This window comes from Demequina globuliformis, assembly GCF_000975155.1.
Lineage (GTDB): Bacteria > Actinomycetota > Actinomycetes > Actinomycetales > Demequinaceae > Demequina > Demequina globuliformis.
Genome location: NZ_BBRG01000001.1, coordinates 737,701 through 757,485, shown reverse-complemented (window position 1 = coordinate 757,485; position 19,785 = coordinate 737,701). Strand labels below are relative to the sequence as shown.

The window sequence follows — 19,785 nt, the reverse complement described above, 5'->3', positions numbered from 1 at the left end:
GGGAGTATCACCGCGGCAGTAAGGCCCGGTGAATGAGGTGGCAATCGCGCTTCGCGAGGGCCGATGCAGGGGTCACCTTCTGCACTGCCAGGAGCGAGTTCGCATTTCGGCGGGCGAACACGTACTATTGCAAGTCGGCGATTGACATCCGCCATGATGAGGCGTGCCCACCGCACGTTCCGCATGGCAGGTGTGACGAGCCTGGAGGTCCAACCGCCTCCGAAGGGTAGTGGCGCAATTGGTAGCGCATCGGTCTCCAAAACCGACGGTTGGGGGTTCGAGTCCCTCCTACCCTGCCAACGCGGGAAGCCGCGTGCACAAGAAAGATCCCCAATTCCGAGCAAAGGACTTCCTGGTGAGTGAATCTGCCGTGACGGATTCCGGAGAGAACGACCCGCGGCACGAGTCTCGCGAGGGTCGCAACATCTTCGGTCGCATCGCGCTGTTCGTGCGCCAGGTGATCTCGGAACTCAAGCGAGTGGTGACGCCCTCGCGTGAGGAGTGGATTCAGTACATCTGGATCGTACTGGGGTTCGTCGCCGTGATGATGGTGATCGTGTTCGCGCTGGACGTTGGTTTCGGCTGGCTTTCCTCGATGGTCTTCGGCGGCTAAGGCCGTCCGACGCTAAAGGAGTGATGACAAGTGAGTGACGACAAGCTCGATGCGGTGGAGGACACCGTTCCCGCCGTCGACGAGGCGGAGCTGAGCGACGCACCCGTGGACGCGGTCGTGGAGTCTGACGACGACACTGTCCCCGCCGACGAGCCCGCGGGTGAGGCCCCCGAGGCCGACGCCGTGGAGGTCGAGGAGGAGCCCGCCCCTGTGGCCGACCCCCTCGAAGAGTTCCGCGCCCAGATGCGTATGCAGGAGGGCGACTGGTACGTCGTTCACAGCTACTCGGGGCACGAGAAGCGCGTCAAGCAGTCCATCGAGCACCGCCGCGAGAGCCTGCACCAGGAGGACTCGATCTTCCAGGTCGAGGTTCCCATGGAAGAGGTCGCTGAGATCAAGAACGGCCAGCGCAAGCTGGTGACCCGTGTGCGCATGCCCGGATACGTCCTGGTCCGTATGGACCTCACCGACGAGTCGTGGGGCACTGTGCGCAACACGCCCGGTGTGACCGGCTTTGTTGGCCACGCTCACCAGCCCGTGCCGCTGACCGCGGACGAGGTGTACTCGATGATGGCGACCCCCGAGTCCGTCGATGGCGACATCGATGACTCGCAGCCGGAGTCCGCTAAGCCGCAGATCGAGGTCGACTTCGAGGTCGGCGAGTCGATCACTGTTGTCGACGGGCCGTTCGCGACCCTGCCCGGCACCATCTCCGAGATCTCTGCAGAGTCCCAGAAGCTGCAGGTTCTCGTCTCCATCTTCGGCCGGGAGACCCCGGTCGAGTTGGCGTTCAACCAGGTCACCAAGATCTGATTCGCGCCAGCACATCTGGCGGCGCCAGCCGCCCCAAGCAATAGAAGGACCCGAAACATGGCAGCCCCTAAGAAGAAGGTCGCTGGTCTGATCAAGCTTCAGATCCAGGCCGGCGCCGCAAACCCGGCACCGCCGGTTGGACCCGCATTGGGTCAGCACGGCGTGAACATCATGGAGTTCTGCAAGGCCTACAACGCGGCAACCGAGTCGCAGCGTGGCAATGTGATCCCCGTGGAGATCACGGTCTACGAAGACCGTTCGTTCACGTTCATCACCAAGACCCCTCCCGCCGCTGAGCTGATCAAGAAGGCAGCCGGCGTCCAGAAGGGTTCGGGTGTTCCGCACACGGACAAGGTCGGCTCGATCACCGAGGCGCAGGTTCGTGAGATCGCGGAGCAGAAGATGGCTGATCTCAACGCCAACGACGTCGACGCCGCCGCGAAGATCATCGCCGGCACTGCCCGCTCCATGGGCATCACGGTCTCCTAAGGCCACTTAACTCCAGTGGGAGGGGCCGCGCTGGCCCGCCACCACGACTGCAAAGGAAGAAGCAGATGACCAAGCGCTCCAAGGCTTACCGCGACGCAGCCCAGCTCGTCGACCGCGGCCAGCTCTACACCCCGATCGAGGCCCTGCGCCTCGCTCAGAAGACGTCCTCCAAGACGAACGACTCGACTATCGACGTCGTTTTCAAGTTGGGCGTTGACCCTCGCCACGCGGACCAGGCGGTTCGCTCCACCGTCATCCTGCCCCACGGCACCGGCAAGACCGCTCGGGTCCTGGTCTTCGCCAACGGTGACAAGGCAGAAGCCGCCCGTGAGGCCGGCGCCGACATCGTCGGTGGCGACGAGCTCATCGAGGAGGTGCAGAACGGCCGTCAGGACTTCGACGCCGTTGTTGCTACCCCCGACCTGATGGGCAAGGTTGGTCGCCTGGGTCGCGTGCTCGGCCCCCGTGGCCTCATGCCGAACCCCAAGACCGGCACCGTCACCATGGATGTCACCAAGGCCGTGTCCGACATCAAGGGCGGAAAGATCGAGTTCCGTGTCGACAAGCACGCCAACCTGCACACCGTGCTGGGCAAGGCGTCGTTCGGCGACGAGAAGCTGTTCGAGAACTTCCAGGCCGTCCTGGATGAGGTGCAGCGAGTGAAGCCGTCGGCTTCCAAGGGTCGCTACATCATCAAGACCTCGATCTCTGCAACGCAGGGCCCCGGCATTCCGGTGGACGCCCTCGCCAAGCCTGAGGCGTAGAGCACCGCGTAGCAAACGCTGACGGAAGCCCGGTACCGCGAGGTGCCGGGCTTCCGTGCGTCTAGCGGTGGTCCGCACCGGCCACGTCCTCGCGGCGCTCAGTTTGCGTAGGCGCGAGACTCGACGTACACTTTTCCTTGCCCAAGACCGCCGGTCATCGGAATCAGGAAACTGAAACCGACCGAAGTCCCGCTCAAGCGGAGGCCAGCGTAGGTGAGAGTGAAGATCTCTCGGATGCAGCATCGGCCCCGTGCCAGCGTGCGACACCGAGTATCCCAGCCCCGCCTGCGCGGGGCTTTTTGTTTGTCCGGGACAGGCCGTCTCCGCAAGGAGGCGCCGACGGTCACCCAAAGGAAGGACAAACATGGCGACGCCAGACAAGGTGGCTGCAGTCAAGGAGCTCGCGGACAAGTTCCGTGAGTCCAACGCTGTCATCGTCACCGAGTACCGCGGCCTGTCGGTTCCGCAGCTCGCTGAGCTGCGCGACAAGATCCGTGGCGCCGCGACCTACACGGTTGCGAAGAACACTCTGACGGCGCTCGCGGCTAAGGACGCTGACGTTGAGGGTCTCGACGACCTCTTCGTAGGCCCCACGGCCATTGCATTCATCACCGGTGACCCGGTGGAGGCTGCAAAGGGTCTGAAGGAGTTCGGCAAGGACAACGACGCGCTCGTCATCAAGGGCGGCGTGCTCGAAGGCAAGGCCATCTCCGCTGAGGAGATCAACAAGCTCGCAGACCTCGAGTCCCGCGAAGTGCTGCTCGCGAAGGCGGCGGGTGCCATTCAGGCATCGCTCGTCAACGCTGCATACATGTTCCAGGCACCGCTGTCCAAGGCAGCGCGCGCCGTCGACGCCCTGCGTGCCAAGCAGGAAGACGCGGCCTAACGGCTGCGACCCCCCATCGCAAGAACCTGCAACACACGCAGATAACAGGTAAGGAAACACATCATGGCTAAGCTCACCACCGAAGAGCTCATCGAGCAGTTCAAGGAGCTCTCGCTCATCGAGCTGTCCGAGTTCGTGAAGGCCTTCGAGGAGACCTTCGACGTCACCGCTGCTGCCCCCGCCGCTGTGGCCGTTGCCGGCCCCGCTGCTGGTGGCGACGCTCCCGCCGTCGAGGAGAAGGACGAGTTCGACGTCATCCTCGCCGCCGTTGGCGACAAGAAGATCCAGGTCATCAAGGAGGTGCGCGCGCTCACGTCGCTCGGCCTCGGTGAGGCCAAGGCTCTGGTCGACGAGGCTCCCAAGCCCGTCCTCGAGGGTGCCAAGAAGGAAGACGCCGAGAAGGCCAAGGCGCAGCTCGAGGCTGCTGGCGCCACGGTCGAGCTCAAGTAAGCTCGCTTTCGGTTCGCACAAGCCGGGTCGCCCTTCGGGGCGGCCCGGCTTTTGCCGTGTCCGGCCCATTCTGGGGGCATCGCGGAGGGCCGATGCCGGTGAGAGTCCGGGAGGGGGTACTCTTTTCGCAGGCAACAGAAGTACGGGTACGAGAGCAATGCGGCATCGGCCCGGCGCGGCGACTTGCGCGGCTGGACTTTTTGCGCGCGCCCGAGTAGGCTCTTGCTTTGCGCTGTCTATTGCCCTGCCCTCAGATGCCTACCTGGCGCGCCACCGCTCCGTAGCGGTTTGGCCCCGGGATCCGGTGGAGCCGCGGCTTGTGACACGTGACACGCACGCTCTTCAAAGGGAAGGACCCGCCCTTGGCTGCCTCGCGCACCCCCTCGGCAACAGCAATCGCTAACCGCTCCGCATCACCGCGCATCTCTTTCGCCCAGATCGACGAACCCATCGAGATTCCGAACCTGCTGGGCATTCAGACCGAGAGCTTTGACTGGCTCGTCGGCAACACCTCCTGGAAGGCTCGCGTCGCCGCCGCCAAGAAGGCCGGCCGCAACGACGTCCCCGAGATCGCCGGTCTGGAGGAGGTCTTCGAAGAGATCTCCCCGATCGAAGACTTCGGCGAGACGATGTCGCTGAGCTTCTCCGACCCCTACTTCGAGGAGCCTCGTTACACCCCTGACGAGTGCAAGGAGAAGGACTTCACCTACGCGGCGCAGTTGTTCGTCACCGCGGAGTTCATGAACAACACCACCGGCGAGATCAAGTCGCAGACGGTGTTCATGGGTGACTTCCCCCTTATGACCCCCAAGGGCACGTTCATCGTGAACGGGACTGAGCGCGTAGTCGTGTCGCAGCTCGTGCGTTCGCCCGGCGTGTACTTCGAGCGCACCCCTGACAAGACGTCGGACAAGGACATCTTCACCGCGAAGGTCATTCCTTCGCGTGGCGCATGGCTTGAGTTCGAGATCGACAAGCGCGACGCCGTTGGCGTGCGCGTCGACCGCAAGCGCAAGCAGCCCGTGACCCTGTTCCTCAAGGCGCTGGGCATGACCGCCGAGCAGATCGCCGAGGAGTTCAAGGACTACCCGGCCATGCTCGAGACCCTCGAGAAGGACACGGTCCACACCCAGGAAGAGGCCCTGGTCGACCTGTACCGCAAGCTCCGTCCGGGCGAGCCCCCCACGGTTGAGGCCGGTCAGAACCTGCTCGACAACTTCTACTTCAACGCCAAGCGCTACGACCTTGCGAAGGTCGGCCGCTTCAAGCTGAACAAGAAGCTCAAGGTCGGCAAGGAACTGTCGAACTCGGTCCTCACGATCGACGACATCATCGCGACCGTGAAGTACACCGTGGCGGCACACGCCGGTCACGCCACCTTCGAGGGCGCCGCCGGCACCGTCGAGGTGGAGACCGACGACATCGACCACTTCGGTAACCGCCGCATCCGCGCCGTGGGCGAGCTGGTGCAGAACCAGATCCGCACCGGCCTGTCGCGCATGGAGCGCGTGGTGCGCGAGCGCATGACGACGCAGGACGTCGAGGCCATCACGCCGCAGACCCTGATCAACACGCGCCCGGTTGTCGCTGCGATCCGCGAGTTCTTCGGAACCTCGCAGCTGTCGCAGTTCATGGACCAGAACAACCCGCTGGCCGGCCTGACGAACAAGCGTCGTCTATCTGCGCTGGGCCCCGGTGGTCTGTCCCGTGACCGTGCCGGCATGGAAGTCCGCGACGTTCACCCGTCGCACTACGGCCGCATGTGCCCCATTGAGACCCCTGAAGGACCGAACATTGGTCTGATCGGTGCGCTCGCGTCCTACGGTCGCGTGAACCCGCTGGGCTTCGTGGAGACCCCGTACCGCAAGGTCCTCAAGGGCAAGGTCACCGACAAGGTTGACTACCTGACCGCGGACGACGAGGACCACTTCGTGATCGCCCAGGCCAACGCGCCGCTGGACGAGGACAAGACCTTCGCCGAGGAGCGCGTGTTGGTGCGCTCGAAGGGTGGCGAGGTCGAGTTCGTTCCCCGCGAGGCCGTTGACTACATGGACGTCTCGCCGCGCCAGATGGTGTCGGTCGCGACCGCTCTGATCCCGTTCCTCGAGCACGACGACGCGAACCGCGCCCTCATGGGTGCGAACATGCAGCGTCAGGCAGTGCCGCTGGTGCGTTCGGAGGCCCCGCTCGTCGGAACCGGCATGGAGCGCCGTGCGGCGATCGACGCCGGCGACGTGATCGTGGCGACCAAGCCCGGTGTGGTGACCGAGGTCAGCTCTGACCTCGTGACCATCGCCAACGACGACGGCACCACCGGTTCCTACAAGATCGCGAAGTTCCAGCGTTCGAACCAGGGCACCAGCTACAACCAGCGCGTTCTCGTGGACGAGGGCGACAAGGTCGTTGAGGGCTCCGTCCTCGCCGACGGTCCCGCCACCGACGGTGGCGAGCTCTCGCTCGGTAAGAACCTGCTCGTCGCATTCATGTGCTGGGAAGGCCACAACTACGAGGACGCGATCATCCTGTCGCAGCGCCTCGTCCAGGACGACACCCTCTCCTCGATCCACATCGAGGAGCACGAGGTCGACGCCCGCGACACCAAGCTGGGCCCCGAGGAGATCACTCGCGAGATCCCGAACGCCTCGGAAGAGGTGCTCGCTGACCTCGACGAGCGCGGCATCGTTCGCATCGGTGCCGAGGTCCGCGCCGGTGACATCCTCGTCGGCAAGGTCACGCCCAAGGGTGAGACCGAGCTGACCCCCGAGGAGCGCCTGCTGCGCGCCATCTTCGGTGAGAAGGCCCGCGAGGTTCGCGACACGTCGCTCAAGGTTCCCCACGGTGAGACCGGAACCGTCATCGGTGTCCGCGTGTTCACCGAAGAGGACGGCGACGACCTGCCTGCCGGCGTGAACCAGTTGGTTCGTGTCTACATCGCTCAGCGTCGCAAGATCTCCGAGGGTGACAAGCTCGCCGGCCGTCACGGCAACAAGGGCGTCATCTCGACGATCCTGCCTGTCGAGGACATGCCGTTCCTCGAAGACGGCACGCCGGTCGACGTCATCCTGAACCCCCTCGGTGTTCCCGGTCGTATGAACGTGGGACAGGTCCTCGAGACCCACACCGGATGGGTAGCCAAGAACGGCTGGGATGCATCGGACAACCCCGAGATCGCGGCCAAGCTGCCCAAGGGCGCCCTCAAGTCGGAGCCCGGTACGCCTGTGGCGACGCCGGTGTTCGATGGTCTGGAAGAGTCCACGCTGCTGAACCTGCGCGAGGTCATCAACCCCAACCGTGACGGCGACCGCCTGGTGAACGAGAACGGTAAGGCGCGCCTGTTCGACGGCCGCTCCGGTGAGCCGTTCCCCGAGCCCGTTGCCGTGGGTTACAAGTACATCTTGAAGCTGCACCACCTGGTGGACGACAAGATTCACGCCCGCTCGACCGGTCCGTACTCCATGATCACGCAGCAGCCGCTGGGTGGTAAGGCACAGTTCGGTGGTCAGCGCTTCGGTGAGATGGAGGTGTGGGCCCTTGAGGCGTACGGCGCTGCCTACGCCCTGCAGGAGCTCCTGACCATCAAGTCGGATGACGTGGTGGGTCGTGTGAAGGTCTACGAGGCCATCGTGAAGGGACAGAACATCCCTGACCCAGGTCTGCCGGAGTCTTTCCGAGTCCTCATGAAGGAAATGCAGTCCCTGTGCCTGAACGTCGAGGTCCTGAACGCTGAGGGCCAGGCTGTCGAGATGGGCGAGTCCGAAGAGGACGCCTATCAGGCCGCCGAATCGCTCGGCATCTCCCTGTCCAGCCGCCCGGACGCGTCCAGCGTCGACGAGATCTGAAAGTAGGCGTCTCAATAAATGTTTGACGTGAATGAATTCGCCGACCTGCGTATTGGCTTGGCGACCGCGGAAGAGATCCGCACCTGGTCGCACGGTGAGGTCAAGAAGCCGGAGACCATCAACTACCGCACGCTGAAGCCCGAAAAGGACGGCTTGTTCTGCGAGAAGATCTTTGGACCTACTCGCGACTGGGAGTGCGGTTGCGGTAAGTACAAGCGTGTCCGCTACCGCGGCATCGTGTGTGAGCGCTGTGGCGTCGAGGTGACGCGTTCGCGCGTTCGTCGTGAGCGCATGGGTCACATCGAGCTCGCCGCTCCCGTGACGCACATCTGGTACTTCAAGGGCGTTCCCTCGCGCTTGGGTTACCTGCTGGACCTGGCTCCCAAGGACCTCGAGAAGGTCATCTACTTCGCGGCCTACATGGTCACCGAGGTGGACGAGGAGGCACGTCACCGCGACCTGCCCGAGCTCCGCAACGAGATCGAGAACGAGAAGAAGTACATCGCCAACCAGCGCGACGTGGACATCAACAACCGCGCCGAGAAGCTGGAGAAGGACCTCGCCGAACTTGAGGCCGAGGGTGCCAAGGCCGATGTCAAGCGCAAGGTCAAGGACGGCGCTGAGCGTGAGATGGCGACCCTGCGCAAGCGCGCAGACGCCGAGATCGAGCGTCTCGACAACGTCTTCGACCGCTTCCAGAACCTCAAAGTCCAGGACCTCGAAGGCGACGAGCTGCTGTACCGCGAGCTCTCGCGTCGCTACGGCCCGTACTTCAAGGGTTCGATGGGCGCCGAGGCCATCCAGAAGCGCCTTGAGTCCTTCGATCTCGAGGCTGAGGCCGAGCTGCTGCGCGACATCATCGCCAACGGCAAGGGCCAGCGCAAGACCCGTGCGCTCAAGCGCCTCAAGGTCGTGAACGCATTCCTCACGACCACCAATGCCCCCACGGGCATGGTGCTGGACGCCGTCCCGGTCATCCCGCCGGACCTGCGTCCCATGGTGCAGTTGGACGGTGGCCGCTTCGCGACCTCCGACCTCAACGACCTGTACCGTCGCGTGATCAACCGCAACAACCGCCTCAAGCGCCTGCTTGACCTCGGTGCCCCCGAGATCATCGTGAACAACGAAAAGCGCATGCTGCAGGAGGCTGTTGACGCCCTGTTCGACAACGGCCGTCGCGGCCGTCCGGTCACCGGACCGGGCAACCGCCCGCTCAAGTCGATCTCCGACATGCTGAAGGGTAAGCAGGGACGTTTCCGTCAGAACCTGCTCGGAAAGCGCGTCGACTACTCGGGCCGTTCGGTCATTGTGGTCGGCCCGCGCCTGAAGCTGCACCAGTGTGGTCTGCCCAAGCAGATGGCACTGGAGCTGTTCAAGCCCTTCGTGATGAAGCGCCTGGTTGAGCTCAACCACGCACAGAACATCAAGTCGGCTAAGCGCATGGTCGAGCGTTCGCGCCCCGAGGTGTGGGACGTCCTCGAAGAGGTCATCACCGAGCACCCCGTGCTGCTGAACCGCGCGCCCACCCTGCACCGCCTTGGTATTCAGGCGTTCGAGCCGCAGCTGGTCGAGGGTAAGGCCATCCACCTGCACCCGCTGGTGTGTGGTGCCTTCAACGCCGACTTCGACGGCGACCAGATGGCCGTGCACCTGCCGCTGAGCGCCGAGGCGCAGGCAGAGGCCCGCGTGCTGATGCTGTCGAGCAACAACATCCTGAAGCCCTCGGATGGACGTCCGGTGACCATGCCTTCGCAGGACATGATCATTGGCCTGTACCACCTGTCGCTGCTGAAGGAAGGCGACAAGGGTGAGGGCCAGGCGTTCACGACGACCGCCGAGGCCACGATGGCGTTCGACGCTGGCGAGATCTCGCTGAACGCGCTGATCAAGCTCCGCGTCGACGGCGAGACGGTACCCCCGGTCGACGTCGAACTGCCTGAGGGCCACGTGGAGGGCGAGCCCTTCGTGCTCGAGACCACGCTGGGCCGCGCGCTGTTCAACGAGCTGCTTCCGGTGTCCTACCCGTACGTCAACCGCAACGTTGACAAGAAGGTCCTGGGCGACATCGTGAACACGCTCGCGGAGCGTTACCCCAAGGTCGAGGTTGCCGCCTCGCTGGATGCGCTCAAGTCGGCCGGCTTCCACTGGGCCACGCGCTCGGGTGTGACGATCGGTATTGGCGACGTCGCGATGCCCGCGCAGAAGCAGGACATTCTGGACCGCTACGAGGCTCAGGCTGAGAAGGTTCAGGTCCAGTACGAGACCGGTCTGATCACGGACGACGAGCGCCGCCAGGAGCTCATCGAGATCTGGACCCAGGCCACTAACGAGGTGGACCGCGCCATGCGTGAGTCCTTCCCGAAGTACAACACCGTGCACACCATGGTGGGCTCGGGTGCTCGTGGTAACTGGATGCAGGTGCGTCAGATCGCCGGTATGCGAGGCCTGGTGGCCAACCCGAAGGGTGAGATCATCCCTCGGCCCATCAAGTCGAACTACCGCGAGGGCCTGTCCGTCCTCGAGTACTTCATCGCGACCCACGGTGCTCGTAAGGGCCTGGCCGACACCGCGCTGCGTACCGCCGACTCGGGTTACCTGACCCGTCGTCTGGTGGACGTGTCGCAGGACGTCATCGTCCGTGAGGACGACTGTGGCACCGAGCGCGGTCTGGTCATGCCGATTGTGGAGACCACCGCCGGTGGCGAGGTAGTCAAGCACGAGCGCGTGGAGACCTCCGTCTTCGCTCGTTCGCTCGCGACAGACGTCACCGACCCGGACGGCAACGTGATCGGCAAGGCCGGCGCCGACATCGGCGACGTGCTGATCGACGCGCTCATTGGCCACGGCGTCACTGAGGTGAAGGTCCGCTCCGTGCTCACGTGTGAGTCGGCAGTGGGTACCTGTGCCAAGTGCTACGGCCGTTCACTCGCCACCCGTGAGCTCGTCGACATCGGCGAGGCCGTGGGTATTGTCGCCGCACAGTCGATCGGTGAGCCCGGCACCCAGCTGACGATGCGTACGTTCCACACCGGTGGTGTGGCGTCCGCAGACGACATCACGCAGGGTCTTCCCCGTGTCCAGGAGCTCTTCGAGGCCCGTACCCCCAAGGGTGAGGCCCCGATCTCCGAGGTCGCAGGAAAGCTCAAGGTTGACGACTCGGAGGCCATGCGTCGCCTCGTCATCACCCCCGACAACGGCGATGAGGTCATCGAGTACCCCGTCACCAAGCGTTCGCGCTTGCTGGTTCAGGACGGCGAGCACGTGGAGGTCGGTCAGCAGCTGATCGCCGGTGCCGTCGACCCCAAGTCGGTCCTGCGCATTCTTGGTCCCCGTGCCACCCAGAAGCACCTGGTGGACGAGGTCCAGAACGTGTACCGCTCGCAGGGTGTGGAGATCCACGACAAGCACATCGAGGTCATCGTGCGCCAGATGTTGCGCCGCGTGACGATCCTCGAGGCTGGCGATGCGCCGCTGCTGCCGGGTGAACTGGTGGAGCGTGCTCGCTTCGAGAACGCCAACCGTGAGACCGTGACGAAGGGTGGCAAGCCGGCATCGGCCCGCCCCGAGCTCATGGGTATCACCAAGGCGTCGCTCGCGACCGAGTCGTGGCTGTCGGCCGCATCGTTCCAGGAGACCACTCGCGTGCTCACCGAGGCTGCGTTGTCGGGCAAGTCTGACCCGCTGCTGGGCCTCAAGGAGAACGTCATTCTCGGTAAGCTCATCCCCGCCGGTACCGGTCTGCACCAGTACCGCACGGCGACGGTCGAGCCCACCGAGGAGGCCAAGAACAACCTGTTCCCGACCTTCGGGTACGAGGAGTGGGATGGCCAGTTCTTCTCCGAGGGCACCGGCGAGGCCGTGCCGCTGGAGGAGTTCGAACTCCCGCGCGACTAATCTCTGCTGAGGTTCACAAAGCCCGGTTCCGCCATGTGCGGGACCGGGCTTTGTGCATCCGGGGCCGATGCCCGGGTTGAGCGGCGCGAGCGGGTGGTACTGACGGCGTTGACGGGGCCGCCGTAGGTGAGAGCCGTGACGGCGGTGCGGGCGGGTGGCGCTACCCGCAGTCGCCTTCGTGGACGCGGCGCGCGGCCTCGTCCGTGGCGTTTGTCATCGCGTACTCGGGGAAGCCATCCATGGTGGATTCCAAGTGGCTACGGTCGGCCCCGAGGTAGGCCACTGCGTAGGAGTTTGTGAGCCCCTCCGTCTCTACCCCGAGCCCCGGCGGGGAGGTGGTGCCGCAGCGCACATCGATGACCTTGTGTGCGAGTTCGTGGGCCACGATGTCCACGAAGCCCTCGAGGTACAGGTAATCGGGATAGGAGGCGTGGGTGGAGTTGAGCATGACCATGCCAGGGTCCAGGGGACAGTAGGCTGCGAGGACGAACTCGCCGTCACCTGGCTGACCGGTCGCGCACAGGCCGTAACGGTCGTATTCGTGCCACCGCAACTCCGACCCGAATGCGTCCGCGAGCGTCGCGGCGGTGGTCACGAATGAGCCGTTCTCGTCGCGTTCGCGAGGCTGGCTCACGGCGAAGGCCTCCGCCGCCGCAAGGTCACGAGAGTCGACGCCGGCTGGCTCGGTCACGCGGACGTCGAGCATGGAGCGCGCACTCGCTGGCGGGATCCCATTGCCGCCGTCAGTGAGGGCGCCGAGTCCTGACCACAACGCGACGGCGATGACCGCGCCTGCGAGGAGGCCGCCCCACCGCCGCAAGGGCTTGCGCGGTGGCTGCGGGTCTGGGTATCCGTATGTGGGGACCGTCGGCTGGCTCCAGCCCTCACCATGCGTGCCCGTGGTGCCGCCCGAGTGCGCCGGCCACGTGTGTTCCGTTGGCGCTGGGGGATATGCGCTGTTCGCCTGCGCGGGGTATGCGCTTCCAGGTGGGAGCGCTGGGGGCTCCTGGCGCTCGCCCGGAGCAGGCATCCACAGGTCCTCCATCGTGAAGTTCCGTGGCGGGTCAAACCGATCCGTCCACTGCTGACCATCCCAGTAGCGACGCTCGCCGTCGTGGATCGTGTGGGTGGGATACCACCCCGCGGGCACGTGGTCCGTCATGATGGCGAGCCGCGGCGGGCGCGGGCCTGGCGAGCGGACGGCAGCGTCATGAGTATTGAGAAGCCTGGTAGGCCAACTGGGCAGCGATCAGACCCTGGTCGCGGGACACAATTTGAGCGCGACCGGGGACGGCGGGCGCCGGCTTCACCTTGCCAATGAGCGCGCCCTCCTCCGGGTTGCCGCTGAGCAGGATGCCGGTGACGCCCAGGTCCGTGAACCGCTGAATGACAGGGTCGTACGCTGCACGCGAGGCTCCACCGGCGCGGCGCGTCAGGACAACGTGTAGCCCCAGGTCCAGGGCCTGTGGGAGCAGCGTCGCCAAGGGGGCGAGCGGGTTGCCCTGAGAGGTAGCGACCAAGTCGTAGTCGTCCACCAGCACAAAGCCCTCCGCGCCCTTCCACCACGATCGTGACCGTAGCTGTTCGGGCGTGACGTCCTTGCCCGGCACGCGGGTGCCAAAGAAGTCGACGAGTTCCTGCACCCCCGCGGTCGCCTCGTCGTGGGTCGACAGGCTTGCCATGACGTACTCGCTGGGGAGGTCTCCCAGCAGTGAACGGCGGTAGTCGATCGTGAAGATCTTGGCCTCGTGCGGGGCAAACAGGCGCGTGATCTCTTGCGCGTACGCGCGTAGGAACGACGTCTTGCCCGAGCCGGCGTCGCCGTACAGGAACAGGTGCGGTTCGCTCATCACGTTTACGCCGAATGGAGCCAGGCCTGCCTCGTCGATACCCAGGAGCAGGCGCTTGTCGTCCGGTTGCACCAGTTCGCGGACCTGCGTGAGCGTGATGCGTTCCGGCAGCAGGCGCAGGTTGGGGCCGGCAGGACCACGGTAGGCCTGCGTGGTCTTGCTGATGAGGTCAGCGATGCCATCAGAAAGCGATTCCGCATCGCTCGAGCCGTCCACGCGCGGCAGGGCGGTGAGCATCTGGAGACGCGTGGGCGCCAAGCCGCGACCCGGTGCGTTGGTCGTGACGTTCACCGCGGCCTTGCGGTCCACCTCGGAGTCAGAGGGATCACCTAGACGCAGCTCAATGCGCGTTCCCAGCAGGTCCTTGATGTTCATGCGCACCTCCATCCACCGGGAGGCCGTGATGATCACGTGGATGCCGAACGTCAGTCCACGCGCGGCGATGGCCTGAATCTGGGCCTCGATGGCCTCGAAGTCCGCGCGCACGGTTCCCCAGCCATCGATGACGAGGAACACGTCGCCGTAGCCGTCGTTGGCGGTTCCAGCGGCGCGGCGCTGACGGTAGGTCTCGATCGAGTCGATTCCCTGGTCGCGGAAGTACTGCTCGCGGGCGTTGAGGATGCCGGAGACCTCGGAGACGGCGCGACGCACCACTTCCGGCTCGGATCGCGTGGCGACACCCGCGATGTGGGGCAGGTCGCGCATGCCCACAAAAGTGCCGCCACCAAAGTCCAGGACGTAAAACTGGACCTCTTGCGGCGTGTGTGTGAGGGCCAGCGCGGCCACGGTGGTGCGGGCCAGCGTGGATTTACCTGACAGCGGTCCGCCAACGATGGCCATGTGGCCGGCAGCGCCGCCGAGCGAGACTGTGAGGCTTTCGCGGCGCTGCTCGAGTGGGACGTCCACAATTCCCAACGGCACGGTGAGCGTTCCGGCCGCGCGCCACTGGCGGGACACCAGACCCATCTCCGGGTCCACCGCGAGGTCCGGCATGAGTTGGTCGAGAGTCGCGGGGATGTCCAGGGGCGGCAGCCACACCTGGTGGGCAGCGGGGCCGTGGCCGGCCATACGGCTGACCGCGAGATCGAACGTGGATCGCTTCTCCGCGGGGCCGCTGTCGAGCAACGGTGCGGGCTGGTCCTCGTCCGTCTCGACGGGTTCTTCCGCAGTCACGGCTGCGGCGGTGAATGCGGTGATCTTGGCGCGCTGGCGTGCGGGTCCGGTGCCGTCTGCGGCGGCGACCGTGCGGCGGGGAGGCGGCCCTGACACGTAGGCGGCACGGAACTGCGTCATGGTCTCGGTGTCCGCCTTGAGGTAACCCACACCGGGCTGCTGGGGCAGCGTGTAGGCGTCCGGCACGCCCAAGATGGAGCGGGACTCGGCGGCGGAGAAGGTGCGCAGACCAATGCGGTAAGACAAGAAGGTGTCGAGCCCGCGGAGCTTGCCTTCCTCGAGGCGCTGGGATGCCAGCAGGAGGTGGACCTGCAGCGAGCGGCCCACGCGGCCGATGTTGATAAAAGTCTCGATGAACTCGGGCTTCGCGGCGAGCAGCTCGGAGAACTCGTCGGCAACGATGAGCAACGCAGGCAGCGGTTCCAAGTCAGTGCGACCAGACTTGCGCGCCTTCTCGTATTCGGTGACGTTGACGAAGTTGCCGGCCTTACGGAGCAGTTCCTGGCGGCGGGTCACCTCGCCGGTGAGGGCGTCCTGGAAGCGGTCCACGAGAGCGATCTCGTCGGCGAGGTTCGTGATGACGGCGGAGACGTGCGGCATGTCAGCCATGCCGGCGAAGGTGGCTCCACCCTTGAAGTCCACGAGCACAAAGTTCAGTTGTTCGGGCGAGTGCGTCATGGCGAGCGCGAGCACCATGGTGCGCAGCACTTCCGACTTTCCAGAACCCGTCGCTCCGATCATCACACCGTGCGGGCCCATGCCCTGCTGCGCCGATTCCTTGATGTCGAGCACCATGGGGGCGCCGGTGGTGGTCTGCCCAATGGGCACGCGCAGCCGGTCGCGCTCGGGGCGCGGTTGCCACACGTGAGAGAAGTCGATGTCGCGCACGTCTGGCAGCCCCAGCAACTCGACCAGTTCGCGCTGCTCGGTGGACGTCCTGGCACCCTCATCGCCCTCGTCGGCTGGCCCGTCGTACAGGGGCAGCAGCCGCCGCGCCGTGGCCTCCGCCTCCGCAATCGACAGCGTGTCTGCCACCGCGCCGAAGGAGGGCGCCTGGGTGGAAATGACCTCCACGGCGGTCGCGTCGTCGGCCTGATCCAGTGCCAACCGGAGCGTCGCCCGGCCCTGGAGCTCGCCCCAACTGGCCGGAATGTCGAGCACGGTGACACCTTGCACGCCCTGGCGCGCCAGCAGCGTCGATTCGCCCTGCAGTCGTAATCCGTCCGTCACAAGGATGATGTGGGGCAGGGGGCCATCGCCCGGGGTGAAGTGTGCACGTGCCGCAACGTCGCTGGGCAGCATGGCTTCGAGCGCACGGAGGTCGCTGCCGATCATCCGCGCCGCGCCTAGCCCGTCGGTCGCGTGGGGGGAGTGGCAGTGCGGGAGCCACTTGGCCCACTCCCACTGATCGAGCACGGCGGGGTCAGCGGCGATGACGATGCGCACGTCATTGGGGTGGTGCAATGTCGCGATGGACGCCACCATGGCACGCGCGAGCGACCGGGCCGGATACTCAGCGCCGGTGACCTCGACGCGCGCGTAGTCGCGCAGTGGAACGGAGCACGGCAGCCGGTGCTGCACCTCGTGAGTGAGCATGAAGCGGTGCGCCGCGGATGCGGAAACGGGATCGAGTTGAGCGAGCGCGGGCAGTTCCGGCGGCTGCATCTCCAAGCACAGCGGCTGGTCGTTGCGTCCTACCCGGGTGTGGAGAAAGTCCCCGTCTGACACCGAGCGTTCCCACACGCGCGTGCGCTCCTCCGCCAAGAATGGCAGGGCTGTGGGGGCGGGGTGAATCCAGTTTGCTGCGCGGCGTTGCTGCTTGGCCGCGGTGCGCACGGTGGTGCGCAGGTCGCTCAAATAGGCCAGGTACTCGCGCCGTGAGGTGAGGAGCTGGGCGTTGCGCTGTGCTCGCTGGCGCCATCCGTTCACGGCGACAAATCCGAGCGCAGACAGCAGGAACATTCCGCCCGTGAGGTAGCCCGCGGGGCCAGGCCTCGTCATCGAGATCATGACGATGGCACCCACCGAGCCCAGCATCGGCAGCATCGACGCCAGCATGCCAGAGGCGCCGTCCGAAGGCTCGAGCTCTGGGGGCGCTTGGATGGGCAGAGTGCCCGTGGGAACGCGGGGCGGAGCGAGGCGGGGGCCAGTCACGAGTTCTCCTTCTCCGATGCACTCATCAGCATCGCGATGGTGAAGATGCGGTCGCCAATGCGGACCCGATCGCCGTCTGGCACCTCGGTGCGTTCGCCAGGCGTGAGCGGGCGAGTCGTGTGGTCGCTGACGAGGGCCGAGCCATTGGTCGAGCCGCCATCGATGACCCAGGTGCGACCGCGCGAATGCTCAAGGCGCAGGTGGGTGCGTGAGACGGACCCCGCGGGGTCCTCGACGGCCACGACGTGGTCGGTGGGTTCGGTCGGCGAAGGTTTGCGACCCAGGTTGACCGCGCAGGGGACGGTGACTTGCGCGCGTTGGCCGGTGTCGAACGTGAGGAGCAGCGAGTGCGTTTCAGCGACCGCAGGGGCGGGCGGCTGCACGGGCGTCTGCACGGGCTCGGCGGGGCTGGACGGCGCAGTGACACCGGACGGCTCAGTGCCACCGGACGACGCAGTGGCCCCCGACGGCGCAGTGACACCGGAGGGCTGAGCGGCACTCGAAGGCTCAGCGGGACTGACGCGCTGGGGTGCGGCCGATGCTGCGGCGACGACGGGGGCTGCGGCCTGGGGCGGCGCGGGTGGCGCTGGCGCGGGCTGCGGCGCCCCGGTGGGTGACGCGAGGCCAGGGGGGAGGGCCGATGTCCCGGTCGCCGTCACGGGCGCACTAGGCGTGTGGGAGGGCGTGGGTGTAGCCGCCATCGCGGGGATGGGTGACGGTGCGGTCCGCAAGGGAGTGACGGTAGCGGTGGGGGCGCCGTGCGCGGGGTCGACCGTGGCGGCAGACACGGCGGGAGGCGTCGGAGTGGGGCGGTTCCCCCGCGGACTGGTGGCTGTCACGGTACGTGCGAGCGCGTCGGCCCAGCTCCGTCGTTGGGCAGTCGCGTCCCAGGCGCTAGACGCCGCCACTACCCAAGCACCCACGACGGCGACAATGAGGCCGGCTGAGGTGACGGTTCCGCGGACGAACGCCCTGGTCGCGCCAGGAGAGTAGGGGCCGTCGTCGCGTGCCACGCGCAGGCCCACAAGCGCGCTTCCGAGGGTGAGTCCGCGGCGGGCCTGCCACACCCACTGGAACGCCACGACGTCGATGAGCGCGACGGCGCCCAGGATCCACGAGTGTGTCAACACGGTCACGAGCGCAGTCACGCCGGCGGCGGCGACAACGTCGATCGACCAGGCAGCCACGCGCGCGCCCGTGCCCGCAGGGTAGGCCGCAAACCTAGGGCCCAGGTTGCCGCGCGGTGGGGTCGACGACGTGGCGGCTCCCGCCTCGCGCGAGGGACCGGGCACCTGGCCTGAAGGCGACGGCCGTGGCGCGGCGGTCGTTACTACCGGCGCGCCAGCCGTGGCGGGTGCAGCAGCAACCGGAGCAGTGGCGGGCACGCGCTGCGCCGTGCCGCACCAAATGCAGCGTGCAGCCGCTGGCTGGGTGGGCTGCCCGCACGTGGGACAGGGAATCGTGGTGGCGGGAGGAGTCGTCATGAGGACACCATGGTTCGCACTAGCTGGATCATGTTCGCGCCTAGGAGTGCGGTCGGAAGGGCAATCGCGATGCACATCGCCTCGATGCCGTCGGCGAGCCGGGACCACCGAAGCCACCGCGTGCCCCGAGAAATCGGCACGATCAACGCGATCGATAGGACCGCGACTGCGAGCAAAATCCCGACCACCACGAGCGCGTTGAGGTCGGCGGTCACCGCCGCCAGCGTGAGCGAGGCGCCGATCACCAGGGACACCGCGCGCAGAATCCACCGGAGCACAGGCGTGGCGATCCGCCGGGCCGCGAGGCCAAAGGCCGCGAGCGTCGAGACATACGCCACGAGCGCCCCGATGCTCGCCACCGACCACGGTCCGTTCAACGCGGACAGTCCCAAGGGCGCGGCGAGTGCAGTGAGGACGGCAGCGGCAGTCGTACCACCTACGTACCGTGCCTCGGACTCGTCGAGATATGCGCCCACACCGTCCGCGTTCAATTCACCAGGGTCAGCCGGCACCGCGCCACGGACCGTCCACCGGTGCGACATGAAGTGCTCGTAGTTGATGAAGTGCCCCTCCGGCACGTTGATCACCGTGGCCGGCACAATCCTGAGGGCGAGGGTCCCGAGCCCCATCGTGACAAGCGCAGGCGTGGCCACGGGCCAGCCCCACAGCGCGGGGAGGGCCCACACCACGGACGTCATCACCAGCACGATGGCCACCGAGGACGCCAGCGCGCGCAAATACCGATGGTGCGCGGCAATCGCGGCGACGATGCACACCAATGTCATGGCGATCAGACCGGCGCTCGCGGCCACGAGCGCTCCTTGGACAACCGCAGGGGTAATCACCGCGGCTGCAGCGAAACTGAGCGTCAACGGGGCAATGAGGCCCGCGGAAGCACGGGAGAGTTGAGTCGGGGCGCGCACGCTCCATAGCGCGGCCAGCGCGATCGCGACCGTGGCGGACGCTGCTGCGCACCACAGTCGCGCCGAGTCACCGAGCAAGGTCGAGGACTGGGTGAGGGCGACCAGCGCAGCCAGTGCTACAGCGATGCCGCCAAGCGCAATGCCCCACGGAAGTCCGGACGGGGCAGTGGAATCGCCAGCGCCACCGCGAACCCGGCGCTCGTGGGATTGCGAGATGAGCGTGACCAGCGCGCCATCGGCCAAATCACCTACGGGAGCGGTCGCGCCGTACTCAGTTCCGTCGATGCCGACAATCCGGTCAGTGCCAGGTGTGAAGGGCAGCCCCAGGCTCTCGGTGAGCTGCGCGAACGTGGTCGCCTCGGCGACATCGACGTCAACGCGCCCACTGTCGTGGAGCACCACAATGCGGCGATGAAGGCCCGTTGCCGTCATCAGTGCCCCCTCCCAGTGGTG

General features: G+C 66.1%; 12 protein-coding genes and 1 tRNA gene. 9 read left to right on the top strand and 4 right to left on the bottom strand.

The window, feature by feature from the left end:
- Positions 1–223: 223 nt before the first annotated feature.
- The 9 genes from AOP75_RS03490 (at position 224) to AOP75_RS03450 (ending at position 11,748) form a co-directional block, all read left to right on the top strand.
- Positions 224–299: transfer RNA gene (locus tag AOP75_RS03490), tRNA-Trp, on the top strand.
- A gap of 56 nt (positions 300–355) precedes the next feature.
- Complete coding sequence (secE, locus tag AOP75_RS03485; protein WP_062076949.1) at positions 356–613, top strand: preprotein translocase subunit SecE; 258 nt, start codon at positions 356–358, stop codon at positions 611–613.
- Between the two features lie 30 nt (positions 614–643).
- A complete protein-coding gene (gene nusG, locus AOP75_RS03480; RefSeq protein ID WP_062076948.1) occupies positions 644–1,426 on the top strand; it encodes a transcription termination/antitermination protein NusG in 783 nt (260 codons plus the stop codon).
- Positions 1,427–1,483: 57 nt separating this feature from the next.
- Positions 1,484–1,915 carry a 50S ribosomal protein L11 gene (rplK, locus tag AOP75_RS03475; RefSeq protein WP_062076947.1) on the top strand — a complete coding sequence of 144 codons (432 nt, stop codon included), beginning with the start codon at positions 1,484–1,486 and terminating at the stop codon, positions 1,913–1,915.
- 65 nt (positions 1,916–1,980) lie between these two features.
- The gene (rplA, locus tag AOP75_RS03470) at positions 1,981–2,679 is read left to right on the top strand and encodes a 50S ribosomal protein L1 (protein WP_062076946.1); all 699 of its coding nucleotides are present in this window, start codon (positions 1,981–1,983) and stop codon (positions 2,677–2,679) included.
- A 364-nt stretch (positions 2,680–3,043) separates the two neighbouring features.
- The gene (rplJ, locus tag AOP75_RS03465) at positions 3,044–3,565 is read left to right on the top strand and encodes a 50S ribosomal protein L10 (protein WP_062076945.1); all 522 of its coding nucleotides are present in this window, start codon (positions 3,044–3,046) and stop codon (positions 3,563–3,565) included.
- 63 nt (positions 3,566–3,628) lie between these two features.
- Positions 3,629–4,015, top strand: coding sequence for a 50S ribosomal protein L7/L12 (rplL, locus tag AOP75_RS03460; protein ID WP_062076944.1), 387 nt, complete (start codon positions 3,629–3,631; stop codon positions 4,013–4,015).
- Between the two features lie 362 nt (positions 4,016–4,377).
- Positions 4,378–7,854 (top strand): DNA-directed RNA polymerase subunit beta, encoded by a 3,477-nt coding sequence (gene rpoB, locus AOP75_RS03455; RefSeq protein ID WP_062078360.1) that lies wholly within the window; start codon positions 4,378–4,380, stop codon positions 7,852–7,854.
- 18 nt (positions 7,855–7,872) lie between these two features.
- Positions 7,873–11,748 carry a DNA-directed RNA polymerase subunit beta' gene (locus AOP75_RS03450; RefSeq protein ID WP_062076943.1) on the top strand — a complete coding sequence of 1,292 codons (3,876 nt, stop codon included), beginning with the start codon at positions 7,873–7,875 and terminating at the stop codon, positions 11,746–11,748.
- Positions 11,749–11,908: 160 nt separating this feature from the next.
- On the opposite strand, the gene AOP75_RS03445 is transcribed toward AOP75_RS03450, so the two are convergent.
- The 4 genes from AOP75_RS03445 to AOP75_RS03430 are packed head-to-tail and all read right to left on the bottom strand — an operon-like array spanning position 11,909 to position 19,764.
- Positions 11,909–12,910, bottom strand: a complete 1,002-nt coding sequence (locus tag AOP75_RS03445; protein ID WP_083966662.1) for a DUF2510 domain-containing protein — start codon at positions 12,908–12,910, stop codon at positions 11,909–11,911.
- Positions 12,911–12,956: 46 nt separating this feature from the next.
- Complete coding sequence (eccCa, locus tag AOP75_RS03440) at positions 12,957–16,925, bottom strand: type VII secretion protein EccCa (RefSeq protein ID WP_062076941.1); 3,969 nt, start codon at positions 16,923–16,925, stop codon at positions 12,957–12,959.
- Positions 16,922–18,409: an FHA domain-containing protein gene (locus tag AOP75_RS03435; protein WP_083966661.1), complete on the bottom strand. Its 1,488-nt coding sequence runs from the start codon at positions 18,407–18,409 to the stop codon at positions 16,922–16,924. Before AOP75_RS03435 ends, eccCa begins: the two co-directional genes overlap by 4 nt.
- Positions 18,406–19,764: a hypothetical protein gene (locus AOP75_RS03430; RefSeq protein ID WP_062076939.1), complete on the bottom strand. Its 1,359-nt coding sequence runs from the start codon at positions 19,762–19,764 to the stop codon at positions 18,406–18,408. Before AOP75_RS03430 ends, AOP75_RS03435 begins: the two co-directional genes overlap by 4 nt.
- Between the last annotated feature and the right edge of the window lie 21 nt (positions 19,765–19,785).

Excerpts from the sequence above, each read along its gene's own strand:
- rplL (WP_062076944.1), top strand. The coding sequence starts at position 3,629 with ATGGCTAAGCTCACCACCGAAGAGCTCATCGAGCAGTTCAAGGAGCTC.
- AOP75_RS03450 (WP_062076943.1), top strand. The coding sequence starts at position 7,873 with ATGTTTGACGTGAATGAATTCGCCGACCTGCGTATTGGCTTGGCGACC.
- AOP75_RS03430 (WP_062076939.1), bottom strand. The coding sequence starts at position 19,764 with ATGACGGCAACGGGCCTTCATCGCCGCATTGTGGTGCTCCACGACAGT.
- rplK (WP_062076947.1), top strand. The coding sequence starts at position 1,484 with ATGGCAGCCCCTAAGAAGAAGGTCGCTGGTCTGATCAAGCTTCAGATC.
- AOP75_RS03445 (WP_083966662.1), bottom strand. The coding sequence starts at position 12,910 with ATGACGGACCACGTGCCCGCGGGGTGGTATCCCACCCACACGATCCAC.
- AOP75_RS03435 (WP_083966661.1), bottom strand. The coding sequence starts at position 18,409 with ATGACGACTCCTCCCGCCACCACGATTCCCTGTCCCACGTGCGGGCAG.
- rplA (WP_062076946.1), top strand. The coding sequence starts at position 1,981 with ATGACCAAGCGCTCCAAGGCTTACCGCGACGCAGCCCAGCTCGTCGAC.
- rplJ (WP_062076945.1), top strand. The coding sequence starts at position 3,044 with ATGGCGACGCCAGACAAGGTGGCTGCAGTCAAGGAGCTCGCGGACAAG.